We start from the raw sequence: 19,357 nt of genomic DNA, 5'->3' as shown, positions 1-19,357 counted from the left end.
GGCCGCGGCGGGGTGCCCGGGCGCCGTGCCGGGTCAGTCCTTGCGGCCGGCGCGGAACACCGTGCACCCCGCTCCGAGCATCTCGGCACCGATCACCCGTTTCGGTGCCCTGTACGGCCGCTGGACCGTGAGGTTCTCCGCCCCGGCGAGTCCGGTCACGTCGACGACCGGGGTCCCGACGACCTCGATCCTCCGAAGCCGGGGGATCCGTCGGAGCCAGCCGGGGAACGCCATGTGCCGGCGGTGGGCGTCACCGGTGAAGACGTTCAGCGTGTCCAGGTTCTCCAGGCGGGTCAGCGTGTGTTCGTGCCGCAGCAGCTGGTGGAAGAGGAGCCCGACGCACGTGAGGGAGCGCAGCCCGGTGAGAGGGGAGAGGTCGATGTCCTGATAGGCGTTCAGCCCCAGGAAGGCGAACCCCTTCAGGTCGATTCCGAGGTCCTCGATTCCGGAGATGGAACGCAGCGCGGGGAGGTCGGAGAGCGTGAGCTGGTCCACGTCCGTCCCGGCCAGCCCGGCGAGGCCGCCGATATCATCGATTCCGGCGTCGGCGCGGATGTCCAGCTCCCTCAAGCCGCGAGGAATGTAGCCCTCGAAGGGGAGGTCCGGAAGCCTGCCGTTCAGATGGAGCCGCTCCAGTTTCTCCGCCTGGAGGAGGGCCTCGATGTTCCCCGTCTCCCGGGGGCGCCCGAGACCCAGCGTGGTGACGCCCGACCCCGCGAGGAAGCCGGCGTCGCTGAACACGGTCTCCGAATAAGAGTTCACATTCTCGACCGAGGAGGGAAGGGCGAATCCGCCCCCCGTATCGATTCTCCAGACCTCGTTCCTGTCCTTCCCGTTCACGTAGACGCCCCGCAGTTCCGGGAACACCTCCAGGGGGTGGAGGGTGTCGCCCGGGCGTCCATTGACGACGAGCTGGGATACGTGGGGCGCGTGCCGGGCCAGGACCCCAAGCGACTCGGCGTCGGTGGTGAAGAAGCGGAGGAGTTCGGGCGGGCAGTGCGGAAAGACGGTCTCCGCGAAACGCTCCGTCGGGGAGTTCGCCCACGCGTACGAGACGGCGTCGGCGACAAGCTCGCCCGCACCCGGACGGCCGCGCAGGACCGCCGCGATGACCTCCGTGGCGCCGTCGCCCCCGATCCCGGCCGCAGCGCGGATGGTCGCCGCGGCCTTCCGGGAATCGGAGGCCTGGGCCCCGTCGAGGAAGCGGAGCGCCGCCTCTCCCGCTTCGACGAGGGCGCCCACCTGAGCCTTCGTGCGCGGGGGCATGAGCGCCCGCACGCGCTCCTCGATGTCGGCGCGCAGCTCCTCCGACAGCGTCGTCGACGCCTCCAAGCACGCGAGCGCGACGATCTGCAACCGGTCGTGGTGCCTCTTCACCCCGTCCGCCCGCTCCAGCAGGCCGCGGATCAGCTCCTCCCGCTGCCGCTGCCCCGCCTGCCCGGCCGCCATCACCACGACTTCGCGCCACTGGTCGTCGTGCGCGTTCTTGACCAGGAGCGGAAGGCTGTCCTCGTCGATCAGCGCGCGCGCCGCCAGGTACTCCTCGAACGTCCGGTGGACGAAGGCGACCCTGTCCACCGCCGGGCTCGTCAGGACACTGCAGCGCAGGAGCAGGTGTTCGAAGACCTCGGCCGCGCTTCCGTCCACCCGGTGCATGGACGGGAGGAGGCGTTCGATCCGGCGCTCGGCGACGGCGCGCGGGACGTCGGAGCTGCCGTTCAGGACCAGCCACTTGGCGAGCTCCTGGAGCAGCCGGGTCTTCTCCGTCAGTGACATGCTCGGCCCGTCCGCGGGGATGCCGCGCTGGTCGTCGCGGTCGGTCAGCAGCATCGCCAGCGCCGCCTGGTACACCTCGATCCGGTCCCGGGGCAGGGCCGTTCTGCGGTCCCGGTTCAGGGCGCACAGCAGCGCGCACAGCAAGGGGGTGGTGGCGATGCTGCGCAGGTGGCGCTGGCCGAGCACCTTCGCGGTCAGCTCCCACTCGTACTTCTCCAGCCGTGCGTGCTCCTCCTCGTCCTCCTCCCTGATCTCGCTCCGCACCGCCCTGTGCCAGTACCGGATGAACGCCCGGATGTCGTCGTCGCGGAGCGGCTGCACCTCGGCGCTCGTGAAGTCCTGGTGGGAGAGCCAGTCCTCGCCCACCGCCGCCGGACGCGACGTGACGACGTAGCGGCAGCGCGGGAAGTCGGCGAGCAGCTCCCGGAGCCACCGGCGGGCGGCCTCGCGCTCGTCCTTGGGCAGCTCGTCGACCCCGTCGATCAGCAGGAGCGCCCTGCCCTCGTCGAGGAGCCGGTGCACCCACCCCTCCGGCGACGCCTTCTGCAGGTGGCTTCCGGTCGGACGGATGAACTCCTCGGGCTCGGGCAGGCGCTCGCCGACGTAGCGCCGCAGCGGCAGGAAGAAGGGGACGAGCCCGTTCCACTCGTCGAGCGCGGCGGGGAAGTCGCAGCGGCTGGCCCGCACGGCGATCCAATGGAGCAGCGTCGTCTTGCCCGACCCGGCGGCGCCGCGGAGGAAGAGGCGCGGATTGCCCGCGAGCGCGGCCTCGGCGGACTGGATCCCACCGCCGCGCCGGTCAGAGGCCTGGGCGAAGAGCTCTTCCCGGCGGCCGCGCACGTCGCCCGAGGGATTCGGAAGGGTCACGTTGAGGCTCAGGTAGGCGAGGCTCAGCGGGTAGGCGCGCGTCCGCGCCGTCGTGCCGAACAGCTCCAGCCGGTCCCACCGCTCGGCCGCCTTCCGGCGGTACGCCGTCGCGAAACGCGCCTCCTTCCCCTCGCCGTCGGACGCCGAGTGCTTCGGCATCTGGCGGAGGATCTTGTCCAGCCGCTGCAGGATCATCGTGTCGCGCCGCAGCAGCTCGGTGAACGCATCCGCGTGGAACGTCGGCAGCGACGTGGCGGTCGCGATCGCGTAGGCACAGCACTCGGGGAGCAGCCGGTCGTAGACGCCGACCGCCGCCTCGCCCAGGTCGCGTGTCGCCTGCGGCCGGGACCGGCGGATGCGGCGTTCGAGGTGGAGCGGGTCGAGGTCCTGGTCGAACAGGGAGCCATCGGTCAGCTCCGCGTGCTCGAACGCGTCGGTGACGGCGAGGACGGCCGCCTCGCGCTCGTTGCCGGGCAGCCCGGCGAACTCGTGTCCGAGCTGGTCGATCACCCGCTGGGCGATGGTGTCCCCGAACTCGTCGAACCGGCGCTGGAGCCTGCGGCGGTCCATGGCATCGGTGACGCGTTTGCCGAGCAGGTCGGTCGCGGTGGCCCCGACGTCGGCCGCGAAGGGCACGTTGCCCATCCAAAGCTTCAGCGCGGTCTTCACGACGGTGGCGCCCAGCGTGAGCACAGGGTCCGGCATCGTCCTCCCTCGAGGTGCTGGAAGCCCGATTCTGCCGGGCTTCCAGCGATTCCGGTACCCGGCACCGGGAGGGGCGCCCGTCCGTGGACCCGGGCAGCGCGGGGAAAGGGCGGCTCGGGGCAGGGCCCGATAGGCGGGAGACCTGCCTCCCAGCCGAACGCCCGCCCGCGCGCGCCGCTCAGATCCCCAGCTCGCGGTCCACGTCGGCGATGGTGCGGGGGCGGTGCGCCCCGGGGCCCGGCCGTGCCGCCTGCAGGCCCTCCAGGTAGAGGGCCAGCTGCCGGTGGGCGGCCTCCCCGTCCAGTTCCGCGTCCATCCCCGGGAGCGGGCGGGCGAGCTTCACGATTCCGAGCAGGAGGTCGCCGAGGCCGATGTCGCCCCGGACCAGCCCTTCCCGCTGCGCCTCGGCGAGCAGGCCCTCCAAGCGCCCGACCACCTCGGCGCGCCGCTTCCACAGCGTGCCGTGCTCGCTCAGCGCCTCGCGCAGGTGGGGGAGCATCGAGGGCAGCAGCATCCCCACCCTCCGCTCGACCGCGGCGTGGCAGACGCGGGTCAGGGCCCGCCACGGATCGGGCTCCTCGGCCTGGGCCCGCTCCGCCTCCTCGCCGAACACCCTCATGTTGTCCTCGGCGACGGCGCGCACGAGGGAGAGGCGGTCGGGGAACCGGCGGTACAGGGTGGCGATCCCGACGCCGGCCCGGCGGGCGATCTCCTCCAGCGGTGCGTCGGCGCCGCGTTCGGCGATGGTCTCCCGGGCGGCGTCGATCACCATCCGCCGGTTGCGCCGCGCGTCGGCGCGCAGTCCTGAGGCGTCTTCGCCGCCGTCCGTCACTCCGGCTTCTCCTATCTGGAGGATGCTCCTTCGCTTATGCTAGCGTAGGGAATGAAAGTGGAGGATTTCCCTTCGTTTATGGAGGCCATCATGGCCGGACCGACTCTCCACGACACCGGGCGGCCCGCCCTCGAGCTGCCCCTTCCCCGCCGCTGTCCGATGTCCGAGCCCGCCGAGTACGCGGACCTGCGGACCGGCGGCCCCACCCGGGTGCGCACGCGCGATGGCCGATGGGTGTGGGCGGTGACGCGGTACGCCGACGTCAGGGCACTGCTCTCCAGCCCGGACTTCAGCGCCGACGGCCGCAACCCCGACCTGCCGGCCGTCAAGCCCGAGATGCGGGGCGTCCTGACCGACCCGCCGTTCCTCCGCCAGGACCCGCCGCGGCACACGGCCGAACGCCGCCTGCTGATCCCCGAGTTCACGCTGCGCCGTGTCCAAGGGCTGCGCCCCGGCGTCGAACGCACCACGGCGGAGCTGCTGGACGGTATGCGGCGCAAGGGGCCGCCCGCCGACCTGGTGGAGGACCTGGCGCTGCCGCTGCCCTCGTCCGTGATCTGCCGCCTGCTCGGCGTCCCCTACGACGACCACGCGTTCTTCCAGGAGCAGGCGCGGGCGGTCGTCTCCCGCACCAGCACCCGGGAGGAGACGCTGACCGCGCTGGGGCGCCTCTTCGGCTACATGGACGAACTCCTCACCCGCAAGCGGCGCGACCCCGGGGACGACGTGATGAGCCGCCTGGCGACGCGGCACATGGAGCCCGCCGGGGAGCTCAGCAGGGAAGGGGCGGTGAAGATGTGCGCCATGGTGCTGACCGCCGGCCATGAGACGACCGCCAACATGATCGCGCTGGGGGCCGTGGCGCTGGCGGAGGACCCCGACCTGCGGGCGGTGGTGCGCGAACGTCCCGACCGCGTGCCCGACGTGGTGGCCGAGCTGCTGCGGTACTTCAGCATCGCCGATCTCATCCCCGTCCGGGTGGCGGTGCGGGACACGCGGGTGGGCGGCGTCGACATCCGCGCCGGTGAGGGCGCGATCGCGCTGCTGGCGGGCGCCAACCGGGATCCGGAGGCCTTCGGCGACCCCGACCGGCTGCGGGTGCGCTCCGGCGACCAGCGCCACCTCGCCTTCGGTTACGGGGTGCACCAGTGCCTCGGGGCCAACCTGGCGCGGATGGAGCTGGAGGTGGTGCTGCCCGCGCTGGTCGAGCGGCTGCCCGGGCTGCGCCTGGAGGCGCCGGTGTCGGAGCTGCCGTACAAGCACGACGGACTGGTCTTCGGCCTGCACAGCCTCCCGGTGAGCTGGGGTGGCGACCAGTGAAGGTCACCGCGGACCGGGAGGTGTGCGTCGGCGCGGGGATGTGCGTGCTGACCGCCCCCGACCTGTTCGACCAGGACGAGGACGACGGCCGGGTGCGGGTGCTCGTCCCGGAACCCGCGGGCGCCCGGCAGGAGGCGGCGCGCGAGGCCGAACGCCTGTGCCCCAGCCGCGCGGTGCGCGTGGCGGGGCCGGCCCCGGCCCCGCCGGACGATCCGGGGACGTGAGGACCGGGGCCCCGCCACTACCCGCCGCGGCGGCGACCCGCTCGGTTCAGCCCGTCGCCCGGGGCGCCGCGTCGACCGAGGGTGCCGCCTCGAGCAGCGTGCGTGTGTAGGGGTGCTCGGGGTCGGACAGGACCCGGGTGGTGGGGCCCTCCTCGACAAGCTCTCCGCCGCGCATCACCGCCACCCGGGAGGACATCCGCTCCACCACGGCCAGGTCGTGGCTGATGAACAGGCACCCGAACCCCTTCTCCCGCTGCAGGGCGGTGAGCAGTTCCAGGATCTCGTCCTGCACGGAGACGTCCAAGGCGCTCGTCGGCTCGTCCGCCACCAGCAGGTCCGGCTCCAGGGCCAGCGCGCGGGCGATGGCCACCCGCTGGCGCTGCCCGCCGGAGAACTGGTGCGGGTAGCGGTGGCGCATGTCCGGGTCCAGGCGGACGTCCTCCAGCAGCGCCTCCACCCGGCGATCCAGTGCGGCGCCGCGCGCCGGGCCGAACCGGCGCAGCGGCTCGGCCAGCATCGCCCCGACGGTCATGCGCGGGTTGAGGGAGGAGGCCGGGTCCTGGAACACCATCTGCACCGACCGGCGCAGCGGGCGCATCCGGCGGCGGGACAGCCCGGAGATCTCCGTGCCGCACACCGCGACCGACCCCGAGGACGGGCGCTGCAGTCCGACCGCGCACCGACCCAGCGTCGACTTGCCCGAGCCCGACTCGCCGACCAGGCCGACCGTCTCGCCCCGGGCCACGGTCAGCGACACCCCGGACACCGCGACCGCGGAGCCGTAGTGCACGGACAGCTCGCGCACGGCCAGGGCGGGCGCGGCGTCCCCGGAGCCGGGGGCGGCGGCGCCCGAGTCGGCGGCCGGAGGGGCGTCGGCCGGAGGGGCGCCGGCGGCCGAGGAGGCGCCCAGGCGGGGCACGGACGCCAGCAGGCGGCGGGTGTAGTCGTGCCGGGGCGCGCCGAGCACCCGCCCGACCTCCCCGGACTCCACCGCCTCGCCCCGGTGCATCACCACCACGCGGTCGGCGACCCCGGCCACCACCCCCATGTCGTGGGTGATCAGCACGATCGCGGTGCCCAGCCGGTCGGCCAGGCCGCGCAGCAGCCGCAGGATCCCGGCCTGCACGGTCACGTCGAGCGCGGTCGTGGGCTCGTCGGCGATGAGCACCTCCGGGTCGCAGGCCAGCGCCATGGCGATCATCACCCGCTGCCGCTGCCCGCCGGAGAGCTGGTGCGGGTACCCGCGCAGCCGCCGCTCCGCCTCGTCCAGCCCGACGAGCTCCAGCAGCTCCCTCGCCCGGGCGTGCGCGGCGGCCCGCCCCATCCCCAGGTGCACCCGGAGCACCTCGCGCAGCTGCCAGCCGACCGTGAACACCGGGTTGAGCGAGGTCATGGGCTCCTGGAAGACGACGGCCGCCCGGCGCCCGCGGATCCCCCGCAGGCCGCGCTCGCCCAGGCCGACCAGCTCGCGCCCGCCCAGCACGGCGGAGCCGCCGACCTCGGTGCCACGGGGCACCAGCCCGAGCACGCCCATGGTCGCCGCGCTCTTGCCCGATCCGGACTCGCCGACCAGCGCCAGCACCTCGCCGGGGGCCACGTGCAGGTCCAGGCCGCGCACCGCGGCCCCGTGCCCCTCCTGCCCCGGGAAGCGGACGGTCAGCCCGCTGGCCCGCAGCACGGGCTCCTCCTCCCGCTCCTCCCGCCGCCGCGGTGCCTCCTCGGGCCGGGTCATCGCTGGGCCCCCTTCGGGTCGAGCGCGTCGCGCAGTCCGTCGCCGAGCAGGTTGAAGCCCAGGGTGAGCAGGACCAGCGCGACACCGGGGAACACCGCCAGCCAGGGCGCCTGGGCGAAGGTGGACTGGGCCGAGGAGAGCATGACGCCCAGCGACGGGGTGGGCGGCTGCACCCCCAGCCCCAGGAAGGACAGCATCGCCTCGGCGATGATCGCCGCCGGGATGCCGACGGTGACCTGCACCAGCAGCGCGTTGGCGGCGTTGGGCAGGATGTGGCGGAACAGCACGGCGGCGTCCCCGGCACCTCCGGCGACGGCGGCGTCGACGAACTGCTCCCCGGACAGGCGCAGGGCCTCGCCGCGCATCACCCGCAGGATGTTGGGCACCTGGGACACGCCGATCGCCACCGCGGCGTTGACCGGCGAGGGCCCCAGGATCGCGGCCAGCCCCACGGCCAGCACCAGGAACGGGAAGGCCATCACCGCGTCGTTGAGGCGGGAGACCACCGGGTCCACCACCCGCCGGTAGTACCCGGCGGCCAGGCCCAGGGGGACGGCGACGGCGGCGGCCATCAGCACCGCGGCGACCCCGATCAGCACCGAGGCCCGCAGCCCGTACAGGATCCGGGAGAGCTGGTCGCGGCCGAGCTCGTCGGTGCCCAGCGGGGAGGCCCACGACGGCGGGGCGTAGAGCCGGTCGAAGCCGACGGCGGCCGGGTCGTGCGGGGCCGCCAGCGGGGCGAGCAGCCCGGCGCCCACCAGCAGCACGGTCAGGGCCAGTCCGAACGCCCCGGCGGGGTTGCGGAGCAGGCGCCGTGCCGGGGTCGCGGTTGCGGTCACGAGCGGCCCCCCTGGATCCGGATGCGCGGATCGACGAGCGAGTAGCACACGTCCACCGCGAGGTTCACCAGCACGTACCCGGCGGCGGTGACGAGCACGGCGGCCTGCACCACGGGCAGGTCGCGGGTGAACACCGACTCCACCATCAGGTTGCCGAACCCGGCGAGCACGAAGATCTGCTCGGTGACCACGGCGCCGGAGATCAGCGCCCCGAGCTGCAGGCCGAGGATGGTCAGGACGGTCACCATGCTGTTGCGCAGCCCGTGCACGAGCACCACGCGGGCCGGGGAGAGGCCCTTGGCGCGGGCGGTGCGGATGTAGTCCGAGCCCAGGACCTCGATCATCGAGGAGCGGGTCTGGCGCATCACCACCGCCGCCAGCCCGGTGCCCAGCACCAGGGCGGGCATGAGCATCCCGGCCAGGTTGCCCGTGAGCGACTCGCTCGGCGGCACGTAGCCCGAGGCGGGCAGCCAGCCCAGCACCACCGCGAACAGCAGGACGCCCATCAGGCCGAGCCAGAAGTTGGGCACCGACAGCCCCAGCAGCGCCCCGGCGTTGGCCGCCCAGTCGGTGGGGCGCCCCTGCCGGACGGCGGCGGCGACCCCGGCCAGCACCCCGACGACCGCGGCGACCAGCAGGCTCAGCAGGGCCAGTTCCAGGGTGACGGGCAGCCGGGTGAGCAGGGTGTCGGACACCGGCAGGCCGGTGCGCACCGACTCGCCGAAGTCCAGCCGCGCCATCCTCCCCAGCCACACCAGGTACTGCACCGGCACCGGCCGGTCCAGCCCCAGCTCGGCGCGGATCTGCGCGACCGTCTCGGGGTCGGGGTCCTCCCCGGCGAGCAGGACGGCCGGGTCCCCGGGCATGGCGCGCAGCCCGGCGAACACCGCGGCCGAGACCAGCAGCAGGGTGAGCGCCGCCTGGGCGAGGCGGCCGAGCAGGTAGCGCACCATCACGGCCTCACCCCCCGTCCCCGGCCGCGGCGGCCGTGCGCCCGGCCCCGGCGACCCGGATCAGCCCGTCGGGGTAGAGCTCCACCCCGGCCACGCCGTCGCGGTGGGCGACGTAGTACCGCTGCCGGTACAGGTAGACGACCGCGTTGGCCTCCTGCATGCGCGGGACGAGCTCGTCGTAGAGCTCCTGGCGCTCATCCGGGTCGGTGGCGGCCGCCGCGTCCTCGATCAGCGCGTCCACCTCGGGGTCGGAGTGCCCGGAGTAGTTGTTGGCGCCGCCGGTGGTGAAGAAGGAGGCGATGTTGCCGTCGGGGTCGGGGCGCCCGGACCAGCCGGAGATGTAGGCCTCGAAGTCCCCGGCCTGTGCGGCGGCGATGGAGGAGGCGAACTCGGTGGGCTCCAGCCGCACCGCGAAGCCCGCCTCGGCGGCCATCGCCTGCACGGTCTGGCCCAGCAGGATGTTGACCGGGTCGTTGGGGATCATCAGCTCCACGGGGACGGGGGCCTCGGCGCCGCTCTCGGCGACCAGCTCGCGGGCGCGTCCGGGGTCGTGCCCGGGGCAGGCCAGGACGGTCTCGTCGGCGTACTCGCTGATCGGCGGGATCGGCCCGCAGGCGGGCTGGTACACCCCGCCGAAGGCGACCTCGTTGATGGTCTCCCGGTCCAGCGACAGGGCCAGCGCCTCGCGCAGGCGCGGGTCGGCGCCGATGCCGTCGGGGTCGCGCAGGTTGATCGTCATCCCCATGTAGTGCGAGGAGGGCTGGTTCAGCAGGACCAGGCCGTCCTCGCGCGAGACCTGGGCGACGTCGGTGGGGCCGACCTCCTGGATCACGTCGAGCTGTCCGGCGCGCAGGTTGGCCAGGCGGATGGAGTCGTCGGGGATGGGCCGGTAGACGACCCGGTCCAGGTGCACCTCGTCGGCGGCGTAGTACTCCGGGCTCTTCTCCAGCACGATGCGGTCCTGGGCCACGCGCTCGGCGAAGCGGAACGGGCCCACGCACACCGGGTCGCGGGCGAAGTCCTCGCCGTGGGCCTCCAGCGCCGCCGGGGACATCACCATCCCGGCCCGGTCGGCGAGGATCGACTGCAGCGGCGCGTAGGGGCGGGACAGGCGCAGCACCACGGTGTCCTCGCCCTCGGCCCGCACGTCCTGGACCGCGTCCAGCTCGGTGGCCCGGGTGGATCCGGGCATCTCCCGGTGCCGGTCCAGGCTGCGCACGACCGCGTCGGCGTCGAAGGGGGTGCCGTCGTTGAACCGCACCCCGTCGGTGCGCAGCGGCACCCGAACCTCCAGCCCGTCCCCGGAGACCACCGGGTCCCCGGCGGCGAGCTGGGGGACCAGGCCGGACTCGGCGTCGACGTCGTAGAGCTTCTCGCACATCCCGGCGAAGACCTGCCGTCCGACCAGGGTGGTGGACAGGGTGGGGTCCAGGGCGTCGGGTTCGGCGTCGAGGCCGACCACGAGCTCACCGCCGTCGGCCAGCGGGGCCCGGACCGAGGAGCGCTCCTCGTCGGCGGCGGCGACCGGGTCGACCAGCGGCGCGCAGGCCGCCAGCGGCAGCAGCAGGGGGACGGCCAGCACCGCGGCGAGGGCGGGGCGCGGCAGGGCGGGGGACACCGGCTCACCTCCGGGGGGACGAGGCAAGATCACGAACGGGAGGGACTGTACCCGTAAAGGGGCCTACCGTATACAGTGTCCGAAAAATTTGTTGCAGCACACGCGGTGCGGGGGCGCGGCCCGGACACGCCCCCGCACCGCCCCCCGCATCAGACCGGGCGGGCCACGATCACGCTCGTCGGGGACGCCGTCGTACGGACCTCGGCGATCTCGAACCCGGCCCCGGCGAACAGCTTCCGCAGCGCCTCCTCGTCGCGGATCCGGCCGCGCAGGAGCGTCAGCATCACGATGTCCTCGAACTTGCCGAAGTGCGGGGCGTTCCCCACCGGGGGCACCTCGTCGATCACCAGCAGCGTGCCGCCGTCGGCGATGCCGCGGCGCACGTTCGCCAGCATGCGCGCCGCGTCGCCGTCGTCCCAGTCGTGCAGCGTCCAGGAGATGACGTAGTGGTCGCCCCCCTCCGGAACCGACTCCAGGAAGTCGCCGCCCACGCAGTGCACGCGGTCGGCGACGCCGCCGCGCCGCACCACCTCCTCGGCCTCGGGCACCACCCGCGGCAGGTCGTACACGGTGGCGCGCAGCCGCGGGTACCGCTGCGCGATGAGCACCGCCAGGTGGCCCTGCCCCCCGCCCACGTCCACCAGGGACCGGGCCCGGGAGAAGTCGTAGTACTCCAGCACCTCGGAGTTGACCCGCCGGGACATCGTCCCCATGGCCCGGTTGAACAGCGTCGCCAGCTCGGCGTGCTCGGCGAAGTACTCCCACCAGGTGCGCCCCTGCACGTGCGGGAAGGCCGGCTCCCCGGTGGCCAGGCTGTGCCCCACCGCGGCGAACGCCGACTGCCGCGCGGGCAGGCCCACGTAGCGGGCGACGTCGCGCATCGAGCCCTCCTGGGCGCTGCACAGCGTGCGCGAGAGCGGGGTCTGCCCGAACACCCCCGCCTGCGTCTCCCGGAACACCCCGGTGGAGGCCAGCGCCCGCAGCACTCGTTGCAGCGCGTCCGGGTGGGTGCCGGTGCGCTCGGCGATCTCGGCGACGCCGAGCGGCCCCTCCTCCACCTGGTCGGCCACGCCGGCCTCGGCGACGGCCACCAGCAGCTGGCTCACCAGCGAGCTGTAGAGCATCTCGTACATGCGCACGGCCGGGGGGCGGCCGGCGCCGCTGAGCGCCCCGCCGGGCATGTCGGTGCCCTCGCCGCCGTACGGTTCGGTCGATTCCATCCGCTCTCCCGTCATCGGTACCGTCAGGCGGGCGACCCGACCGGGCCGCCCAGGGCATCGGCGAAGCGCTCCCGCAGCCGGCGCTTGAGGACCTTGCCGGTGGGGCCCAGGGGGAAGTCCTCCTCGGACCGCACGGCCGACGCGCCCCGCAGGCGCGCCAGCCCCGCCGCCTCCAGGCGTGCGTTGAGCGCACCCAGCAGGTCGGCCGGGGGCTCGGCGCCCTCGGCGGGGCGCACCACGGCGTAGGGCGCCATCGCCCCGGTCCCGGGGTCGGGCACCGCGACCACCGCGCAGTCGGCCACCCCCGGCTCCGAGAGCACGACCTCCTCCAGGGGCAGGCTGAAGACCGGCCCGTCCGCGGTGTGGACGACGTCGGGGACGCGGTCCAGGTGGTAGATCCTGCCGTCGGTGTCCCGGTAGACCACGTCCCCGGTCAGCCAGTAGCCGGAGAACGAGGACAGCGCGGTGCGGCCCGAGTCGTTCCAGTAGCCGGGCGTCACGGTGGGGGTGCGCACGCCCAGCCGGCCGGGCCGGCCGTCCTCGACCGGGCGCCCGTCCCCGTCCAGGACCGCCACCTCCTCCACGACGCCGATGGGCACCCCCACGCACCGGCCGTAGTCGTCGGTCTCGGGGTCGCTGACCTTCCGGAACAGGGCCATGCCCATCTCCGAGGAGCCCAGACCGTCGATGAACCGCGAGCCGGGCCGGAAGCCGCCGCCCTCGGGCCGGCGCCCGTACCGCACGAGCGCCCGCACGTGCGCCTCGTGCGCGGAGTCCCCGGTGTTGATCCAGGTGTGCACCCGGTCGGCGGCCCCGTCCAGGTCCGTCCCGGCCAGGTCCACCCAGGTCTGCGGGAACGCCGCCACCACGGTGGGCGCGAACGCGCGCATGGCCGCCACCGCCGACGGGCCGCCGGGGTCGGACAGCACCATGGTCGGCAGCCCCAGCAGGGTCGCGGTCATCAGGTAGCTGATCCCCGCCGAGTGCGACTGCGGCAGCGCCGACAGCAGCCGGTTCCCGTCCTCCGGGGCGGGGAAGGAGACCAGCCGCTCCCGCTTGCCCAGGAAGAACTGCCGGTGCGCGAAGGTCGCCGCCTTCGGCGCCCCCGTGGTCCCCGAGGTGTGGCACAGCATGACCGGGTCGGTGTCGGCGTGCGGGTAGGGGAAGACCCCGGGAAGCCGGTCGCCCGGGGAGCGCTCCAGCGGCAGCGCCCCGGCCTCCTGCAGGAACATGCCGGGGCCCGCGCGCAGTCCGGCGGCGCGCAGGGCCTCCAGCCGGGGCGTGTCGGCGACCACCCCGGCGGCTCCCGTGCGCCGGATGTAGTCGGCCGCGACGGCGGCGGGCATGCCCCCGTTGACCAGCGCGGGCACGGCCCCCAGGGAGCTCAGGGCCAGGAAGTGGAGGAAGTAGCCGAAGCCGTCGCCCATCTGGACGGCGACGGGCACCCCCTTGGAGACGCCCGCCCCGTGGTACCAGGCGGCCAGGGCGTCGCGGGCGGCGGTGATCCGGTCCAGGCTCCACGCCTGGGCCGCCTCCGGGCCGCCGCCGGAGGGGACGGCCCACACGAAGGGGCGGTCGGCGGCCGGGTGCACGGCGCGCACCCGGTCCAGGAAGTTGCCGGTGCCCAGGCCGGGATCGTCGTGCAGGCGGGCGCGCAGCGCCGGCGGGACGGCGGCGTGCGGGGCGTGGGTGCCGTCCTCGGTGCGGTGGGCGGTGGACATCGCGGGTCCTCCAGTGCGCTCGGGGTCGGGGCGCGGGCGGCGGGGGACGGCCCCGGCCCGCCCGCGCACCTTTGAAGGATGGCCGCGGCGGCCGCCGCGGCTCATCCCGCGTTCGCGCCAAGCCCGCCCTCGGGGGCGGCCGGGCGCAGCCGGGCGCGGGCGTTCCCGTCGTTGGCCAGCACCCACCGGGTCAGCTCCACCCGGCTGCTGATGTCCAGCTTGGTGAAGCTGTGCCGGAGGTGGCTGTCGACGGTGTGCGGGGACAGGTGCAGGCGGGCGGCCACCTCCCGGTTGGTCAGTCCCTCGGCGACGAGCCGGGCCACCCGCATCTCCGATCCGGTGAGCCCGGACGGGTCGGGCCCGGACGCGTCCGCTTCGGCGCGCAGCAGCTCCAGCAGCGGGCGCAGCCGGGCGCCCTGCGCCTCGGCGCCGACGGCGGCGGTCGCCGCCACGGCCTCCTCCACGAGCGCGGCGGTGCCGGCCGGCGCCGCCCCGGTCCGGGGCGCCGCGCCCGCCGCCCCGGTCTCCAGGGCGGCCAGGTCGTACACGGCCCCGGCCATGGCGAGGACCCTGCTGCCCCGCGCGTAGGCCTCCACCGCGTCGCGCAGGGAGGCGGCGGACCCACCCACCACCCCTTCGGCGTGCAGCGCGGCCGCCGTGAACAGCTCCACCTGCGGATTCCGGTCGGCCAGCGCGCGGGCCTGGGCCGCCACCGCCTCCGCGAGCCCGTGCGGACCGTGTCCGCGGGCCCACACGGCGATCCGGGCGGCCGCGTCGGGGTGCCGCACGAGCAGGCGCCGCAGCCGCCCGCGGTCCCGCGCGGTCTCGGCGATCTGCGCCAGCGCCCCGCCGGGCCCGGCCACCGCCTCGGTGTGCTGGGCCCGCAGCCACGGCAGGTCGGCCGGGGGCGAGAAGCGGCCGGAGGCGGCCCCGGCCTCGGCGTCCGCGATGTGTCCGCCGGCCCGCTCCAGGTCGCCGCGGTGCAGGGCGACGGCGGCATGGACCAGCTCCAGCCGCACCCCGTGCGGGGAGCCGCGGCGGCCGCCGAGCGCCCGCGCGCCCAGCTCCGCCTCCAGCCGGGCCTGGTCCAGGTCGCCCGAGCGCACCGCCAGCTCGGCCAGGCGCAGGTGCCACAGCGGCTGCGACCAGGAGGTGCCGAACCGCTCCAGCTCCTCCCGGTCGGCGGTCAGGGTGTCCAGCGCCTCGGCGGTCCGGTCGGCGGCGGTGTAGGCCGCGGCCAGCCACAGCCGCGGGTGGCGGTGGCCCGCCTGGCCGCCGGACTCGTCGGCGATGCGCACCGCCGTGGTGCCGAAGCGCACCGAGGCCTCGATGTCGCCGAGCTCCAGGGAGCTGCGGCAGCGGCTGGAGTAGCCGCAGACCAGGGAGACCAGGTCCCCGGTGCGGGCGGCGCCGTCGACCGCCCGGCAGGACAGGGCGTCGGCGTCGTGCACCGCCTCCTCGCCGGGCGCCGTGTCCAGCAGCCCGTGCGCCCGGATGCTGCGGATGCGCGCCAGCGTCTGCGGGGGGAGCCCTGGCAGGGCCAGGGCCTTGGCGGAGTAGGCCACGGCGTCGTCGGCGTGCCCGTGCATGTAGGCCGTGTCGGCCAGGGCCAGGTAGACCTCGCCGGAGGCGGTCGGGGGAAGCGGGCTCTGCAGCAGCTCGTCGCCCAGGCGCGTGCCTTCGGCCGAGCGGCCGGACAGGGCGAGCAGGCGGACGGCCTGGGCGCCCAGGCCGGGGCGGCGCCGGTCGTCGGCCGGGAGCAGGGAGAGCAGGTGCACGGTGAGGTCGGCCGCGGTCCGGGGCGCGGTCGCCTTCATCTCCTCGGTGAGGGTGAGCAGCGTGTCGATGGCGGGGTCGGGCCCGGGCCCGGTGCCGCCGCCGCGGGCGGCGGACCTGAGGGCCTCGCGGACCCCGATGGTGAGCGCCCCCGAGAGCCGTGCACGCAGCCGGTCGCTGCGGAAGCGGAAGCGGCCGCCCTCGTCGACGAGGGCGCCGGCCTGCAGGACCTCGTGGAGCACGGGCAGGACGTCGGGCGGGGAGGCGCCCAGGACGGCCGCGAGCTGCTCGGCCGTGAACGGCTGCTCGAGGATGGTGCAGGCGTTGAGGAGCCACCGCGCCCGGTCCGTCAGCCCGGCCAGTGCCGGAAGGTCCGAACCGCCGGAGGGCGTGGGGGAGAGCGTGAAAAGGCCGGTCGCCGTGGTCGTCAGGGAAGCGTGACTGCCGGATTCCTGGTCAGAACTCACCGTTTGCGTGAACGCGGACAATTGCCGGGCCTCCGTCGGGGAGTTGGTGCCCACGAATGGGGGGATGAGTTGCGAACGGACCGTGGCGGGGCGGTAGCGGGGGCGGCCCCTTTATTCGTGGGTGGACTGCGGTCCGAATGGCCTAATCGTGGCCCGTGTGCGAGACGGGTCGTGTCCGTGCTGGTCAGAGCATTGTCTGTGGTTCCGGTGCAGGTCGTCGACGGGCGCGGAAAATGGGGGGCAGTGGGGGAGGACCCAATGGGCCGGGCCCTTCGGCCCCCGGGCGATCATACATTCAGGACCGTGATCGAAGTTCTCTGGAGAGGGGGTTGGCCAGAATGCGCCACTCGCCTGCCGTGTGTGAATTCCTATTCTCTTGCCGCGGGCACGCCGAATGGGCGCCGCCCGTCGCGCGGGCGGCGCCCCGCCGGTCCGCGCGCACGGGGCGCCCGCGGAGCGGTGGTTCAGCCTCCGATCAGGTTGAGCCCCACCACCCCCGCGATGATCGCCGCGAGGCCGGCCAGGCGCGTGCGCGAGGCGGGCTCGCGGAAGGCGGCCATCCCGGCGACGGCGACGCCCACGGTCCCGATGCCGACCCAGGCGGCATAGGCGGTGCCCACCGGGAGGTCCTTCAGGGCGTAGGAGAGCAGGCCCAGGCTGACCATGGCCGTGCCCACGCCCAGCACGCTCCAGCCCGGGCGGGTCAGTCCGTCGGCCTTCTTGAGCGCCAGCGACCAGACGATCTCAAGCAGTCCGGCGACGGTCAGGACCACCCATGCCATCGGTGCCTCCTCGCATTCCTCGTCAGCTCTGTCAGCTCTGCTCAGCGGCGTTCGCCGCCCCGGGGCGCTCGGCCGCCCCATCCTCGCCCGGCGGGGTCTCGGCCAGGCTGAGGATGACGACGCCCGCGACGATCAGTCCCAGGAACAGCAGCCGCGGGACGGTGACCGGCTCGCCGAGGGCGAGCATCCCGGCGACGGCGACGCCGACGCTTCCGATGCCGACCCAGGCGGCGTAGGCGCTGCCCACGGGGAGCCCCTTCAGGGCGTAGGAGAGCAGGCCCAGGCTGGCCATGGCCGTGGCGATCCCCGCGGCGGCCCAGCCCGGCCGGGTGAGGCCCTCGGCCTCCTTGAGCGCCAGCGACCAGACGATCTCCAGCAGCCCGGCCACGACGAGGACCGTCCAGAAGAACGCGGCGCGGCGGCCCCCGCCGCGCGGCTCGGCGCCGCGCGGGCGGGGGTGCTGGACCGTGCTCACGCCGTCACGCCGCCGTCGACGGTGATCGACGTGCCGGTGATGTAGGCGCCGCCGGGCCCGGCGAGGTGGGCCACCGAGGCGGCGATCTCCTCGGGGCGGGCGTAGCGGCCCAGGGCGGTCAGGGCGCGCTCCTCGTCGGCCTCCTCGCTGTCGGCCGGGTTCATCTCGGTGTCGGTGGAGCCGGGGTGGACGATGGCCGCGGTGATCCCGAGGGGGCCCACATCACGGGCCAGGCCCTTGGTGAACCCGATGAGCGCGGACTTGCTCATCGCGTACAGGCTGATCCCCGGGGCCGGGACGCGCTCGGTCAGGCTGCTGCCGATGGTGATGATGCGCCCGCCCTCCCCCATGTGGCGCAGGGCCGCCTGGACGGCCACGAACACCGCGCGCACGTGGACGGCCATGGTGTTCTCGTAGTCCTCCAGGGTGAACTCCCGGATGTCGCCGTAGGGGAAGATCCCGGCGTTGTTGACGAGGATGTCCAGCGACCCCAGCGCGGAGGCGGCCCCGTCCACCGCGGCCGTCACCGCCTGGGGGTCGGCCGCGTCGGCGCGCAGCGCCACCGCCCGGCCGCCCGACTCCTCGATCCCGCGGACCACCTTCTCGGCGCGGTCCTGGGCCGAGGTGTAGGTGATCGCGACCGCGGCGCCCTCCTCGGCCAGACGGGCGGCGGTCGCCGCGCCGATGCCCCTGCTGCCGCCGGTGACCAGCGCGGACTTGCCGTCAAGCGAACCCATGGGGGGTGTCCTCCTCGCAGATTTTTATGTAGTGATCGCTACATAATTGCTAGGATCGGGGGCGGGTGTCAAGGGAAGGCGGTGGGCCCGATGGCGGGACGCGGACGTCCGCGGCGGTTCGACCGGGAGGCGGCGCTCAGGACCGCGATGCGCCTGTTCTGGGAGCACGGCTACGAGGGCACCTCGCTGGCGATGCTCACCGCGGCCATGGGGATCACCCCGACCAGCCTGTACGCGGCCTTCGGGGCCAAGGACGACCTCTTCCGCGAGGCCGTGGAGCTCTACAACAGCCCCCAGTCCTCGCCCACCGACCGGGCGATGGGCCGGCCCACGGCCCGGGAGGCGGTCGAGGCCATGCTGCGCGGCAACGCCGACGCCTATGTCGACCCCGAGACCCCGGCGGGCTGCATGGTCGTGCTGTCGGGGGTGAACCTGGCCGAGGGCAACGAGCACATCCGGGCCTACCTGGCCGAATGCCGGCGCCGGGACCACGCCAAGGTGCGCGGGCGCATCGTGCGCGGCACCGAGGAGGGCGACCTGCCCCCCGGGGCCGACGCCGACACCCTGGCCTCCTACGCGCTGACCGTCCTGCACGGCCTGTCCATCCAGGCGCGCGACGGCGCCGACCGGGAGCGGGTGCACGCGGTGGTCGACGCCGCCATGGCGGGCTGGGACCGGCTCGCCCGGCAGGCCCGCCCGGACGCGGCCTCTCCGGCGTCCTGACCGCCTGCGGGGGCCTACGCCCTCAGAGCTGCTCGATCCCGTACTTCTCGGCGGCGATGCGCATCGAGCGCTCGACGTCGGTGGCGAAGCGGTCGGGCGAGGGGGCCGCCTCGCCCTCCCGCACCTGCTCGCCGACCTCCATGAAGAACTCCTCGAAGCCGCTCGGGGTGAACAGCATCAGCATCCGGGCGGGCGTGTCCCCGATGTTCTGGAACCGGTGCGCCGAGCCGCGGGGCAGGAGCAGGAACGCCCCCCGGTGCGCGACGAAGGTCCGGTCGACGTCGGTGATCTCCAGCGTGCCCTCCAGCAGGTAGAAGATCTCGTCCTCATTCTGGTGCAGGTGCAGGGGCGGGCCGCTGCCCGGGGGGATCTCGGCCTCCATCACCCCCAGGGCGCCGTGGGTGTCCTTGGTCGCGGCCTTCAGGGTGTAGCGGTCCCCGCTGAACGCCCACACGCTCGGCCCCTCTCCGGCCGGGACGTGGACGGCTCTGGCCTTGCTCTCCTCAGCGCTCACCGAACGCTCTCCTCTCCTGGAACCGGTCCTGCCGGCGCCGTCGCCGCAGGCACGATGCGTCGCTCAAGCGTCACAC

The 19,357-nt window shown here is 74.5% G+C and carries 16 protein-coding genes; 3 read left to right on the top strand and 13 right to left on the bottom strand.

Annotation, left to right across the window (positions count from 1 at the left end):
• Nucleotides 1-33: 33 nt before the first annotated feature.
• Both O4J56_RS12370 and O4J56_RS12365 read right to left on the bottom strand, forming a co-directional pair.
• Nucleotides 34-3,348 (bottom strand): NACHT domain-containing protein, encoded by a 3,315-nt coding sequence (locus tag O4J56_RS12370; RefSeq protein ID WP_270685884.1) that lies wholly within the window; start codon nt 3,346-3,348, stop codon nt 34-36.
• 178 nt (nt 3,349-3,526) lie between these two features.
• Nucleotides 3,527-4,180, bottom strand: coding sequence for a TetR/AcrR family transcriptional regulator (locus O4J56_RS12365; protein ID WP_270685883.1), 654 nt, complete (start codon nt 4,178-4,180; stop codon nt 3,527-3,529).
• Between the two features lie 90 nt (nt 4,181-4,270).
• On the opposite strand from O4J56_RS12365, the gene O4J56_RS12360 reads away from it, so the two are divergent.
• Both O4J56_RS12360 and O4J56_RS12355 read left to right on the top strand, forming a co-directional pair.
• The gene (locus tag O4J56_RS12360; RefSeq protein ID WP_270685882.1) at nt 4,271-5,500 is read left to right on the top strand and encodes a cytochrome P450; all 1,230 of its coding nucleotides are present in this window, start codon (nt 4,271-4,273) and stop codon (nt 5,498-5,500) included.
• Nucleotides 5,497-5,724 carry a ferredoxin gene (locus tag O4J56_RS12355; RefSeq protein WP_270685881.1) on the top strand — a complete coding sequence of 76 codons (228 nt, stop codon included), beginning with the start codon at nt 5,497-5,499 and terminating at the stop codon, nt 5,722-5,724. The genes O4J56_RS12360 and O4J56_RS12355 overlap by 4 nt, the downstream gene beginning before the upstream one ends.
• Before the next feature lie 46 nt (nt 5,725-5,770).
• Here the strand turns inward: O4J56_RS12355 and O4J56_RS12350 are convergent, their stop codons facing one another.
• From O4J56_RS12350 to O4J56_RS12305, 10 genes are all read right to left on the bottom strand, one after another.
• Nucleotides 5,771-7,456: a dipeptide ABC transporter ATP-binding protein gene (locus O4J56_RS12350; RefSeq protein ID WP_270685880.1), complete on the bottom strand. Its 1,686-nt coding sequence runs from the start codon at nt 7,454-7,456 to the stop codon at nt 5,771-5,773.
• Nucleotides 7,453-8,295: an ABC transporter permease gene (locus O4J56_RS12345; RefSeq protein WP_270685879.1), complete on the bottom strand. Its 843-nt coding sequence runs from the start codon at nt 8,293-8,295 to the stop codon at nt 7,453-7,455. The genes O4J56_RS12350 and O4J56_RS12345 overlap by 4 nt, the downstream gene beginning before the upstream one ends.
• Complete coding sequence (locus O4J56_RS12340; RefSeq protein WP_270685905.1) at nt 8,292-9,248, bottom strand: ABC transporter permease; 957 nt, start codon at nt 9,246-9,248, stop codon at nt 8,292-8,294. Before O4J56_RS12340 ends, O4J56_RS12345 begins: the two co-directional genes overlap by 4 nt.
• Nucleotides 9,249-9,255: 7 nt before the next feature.
• On the bottom strand, nt 9,256-10,866 hold the full coding sequence (locus O4J56_RS12335) for an ABC transporter substrate-binding protein (RefSeq protein ID WP_270685878.1): 1,611 nt from the start codon (nt 10,864-10,866) through the stop codon (nt 9,256-9,258).
• Nucleotides 10,867-11,015: 149 nt separating this feature from the next.
• Nucleotides 11,016-12,086: a methyltransferase gene (locus O4J56_RS12330; protein ID WP_270685877.1), complete on the bottom strand. Its 1,071-nt coding sequence runs from the start codon at nt 12,084-12,086 to the stop codon at nt 11,016-11,018.
• 23 nt (nt 12,087-12,109) lie between these two features.
• The gene (locus tag O4J56_RS12325; protein WP_270685876.1) at nt 12,110-13,807 is read right to left on the bottom strand and encodes a class I adenylate-forming enzyme family protein; all 1,698 of its coding nucleotides are present in this window, start codon (nt 13,805-13,807) and stop codon (nt 12,110-12,112) included.
• A gap of 101 nt (nt 13,808-13,908) precedes the next feature.
• The gene (locus O4J56_RS12320; protein WP_270685875.1) at nt 13,909-16,050 is read right to left on the bottom strand and encodes a LuxR family transcriptional regulator; all 2,142 of its coding nucleotides are present in this window, start codon (nt 16,048-16,050) and stop codon (nt 13,909-13,911) included.
• Nucleotides 16,051-16,514: 464 nt separating this feature from the next.
• The gene (locus tag O4J56_RS12315; protein WP_270685874.1) at nt 16,515-16,832 is read right to left on the bottom strand and encodes a DMT family transporter; all 318 of its coding nucleotides are present in this window, start codon (nt 16,830-16,832) and stop codon (nt 16,515-16,517) included.
• 31 nt (nt 16,833-16,863) lie between these two features.
• Nucleotides 16,864-17,307 (bottom strand): DMT family transporter, encoded by a 444-nt coding sequence (locus O4J56_RS12310; RefSeq protein WP_270685873.1) that lies wholly within the window; start codon nt 17,305-17,307, stop codon nt 16,864-16,866.
• Entirely contained in the window at nt 17,304-18,044 is a 741-nt protein-coding gene (locus tag O4J56_RS12305) for an SDR family NAD(P)-dependent oxidoreductase (RefSeq protein ID WP_270685872.1), read from the bottom strand. Before O4J56_RS12305 ends, O4J56_RS12310 begins: the two co-directional genes overlap by 4 nt.
• 90 nt (nt 18,045-18,134) lie before the next feature.
• Here O4J56_RS12305 and O4J56_RS12300 point away from each other — a divergent pair, with 90 nt between their 5' ends.
• Complete coding sequence (locus O4J56_RS12300; RefSeq protein WP_270685871.1) at nt 18,135-18,767, top strand: TetR/AcrR family transcriptional regulator; 633 nt, start codon at nt 18,135-18,137, stop codon at nt 18,765-18,767.
• Between the two features lie 22 nt (nt 18,768-18,789).
• Here O4J56_RS12300 and O4J56_RS12295 read toward each other — a convergent pair whose 3' ends face one another.
• A complete protein-coding gene (locus O4J56_RS12295) occupies nt 18,790-19,281 on the bottom strand; it encodes a cupin domain-containing protein (protein ID WP_270685870.1) in 492 nt (163 codons plus the stop codon).
• Between the last annotated feature and the right edge of the window lie 76 nt (nt 19,282-19,357).

This window comes from Nocardiopsis endophytica, from assembly GCF_027706725.1.
Classification (GTDB): Bacteria; Actinomycetota; Actinomycetes; order Streptosporangiales; family Streptosporangiaceae; genus Nocardiopsis_A; species Nocardiopsis_A endophytica.
The sequence above is the reverse complement of the archived record's forward strand: the minus strand, read 5'-3'. Positions and strand labels throughout refer to the sequence as shown.

What these genes read in the sequence shown, in the direction of transcription:
- O4J56_RS12315 (WP_270685874.1), bottom strand. Translation starts at nt 16,832, where the DNA reads ATGGCATGGGTGGTCCTGACCGTCGCCGGACTGCTTGAGATCGTCTGG.
- O4J56_RS12330 (WP_270685877.1), bottom strand. Translation starts at nt 12,086, where the DNA reads ATGGAATCGACCGAACCGTACGGCGGCGAGGGCACCGACATGCCCGGC.
- O4J56_RS12350 (WP_270685880.1), bottom strand. Translation starts at nt 7,456, where the DNA reads ATGACCCGGCCCGAGGAGGCACCGCGGCGGCGGGAGGAGCGGGAGGAG.
- O4J56_RS12300 (WP_270685871.1), top strand. Translation starts at nt 18,135, where the DNA reads ATGGCGGGACGCGGACGTCCGCGGCGGTTCGACCGGGAGGCGGCGCTC.
- O4J56_RS12325 (WP_270685876.1), bottom strand. Translation starts at nt 13,807, where the DNA reads ATGTCCACCGCCCACCGCACCGAGGACGGCACCCACGCCCCGCACGCC.
- O4J56_RS12370 (WP_270685884.1), bottom strand. Translation starts at nt 3,348, where the DNA reads ATGCCGGACCCTGTGCTCACGCTGGGCGCCACCGTCGTGAAGACCGCG.
- O4J56_RS12360 (WP_270685882.1), top strand. Translation starts at nt 4,271, where the DNA reads ATGGCCGGACCGACTCTCCACGACACCGGGCGGCCCGCCCTCGAGCTG.
- O4J56_RS12340 (WP_270685905.1), bottom strand. Translation starts at nt 9,248, where the DNA reads ATGGTGCGCTACCTGCTCGGCCGCCTCGCCCAGGCGGCGCTCACCCTG.
- O4J56_RS12305 (WP_270685872.1), bottom strand. Translation starts at nt 18,044, where the DNA reads ATGGGTTCGCTTGACGGCAAGTCCGCGCTGGTCACCGGCGGCAGCAGG.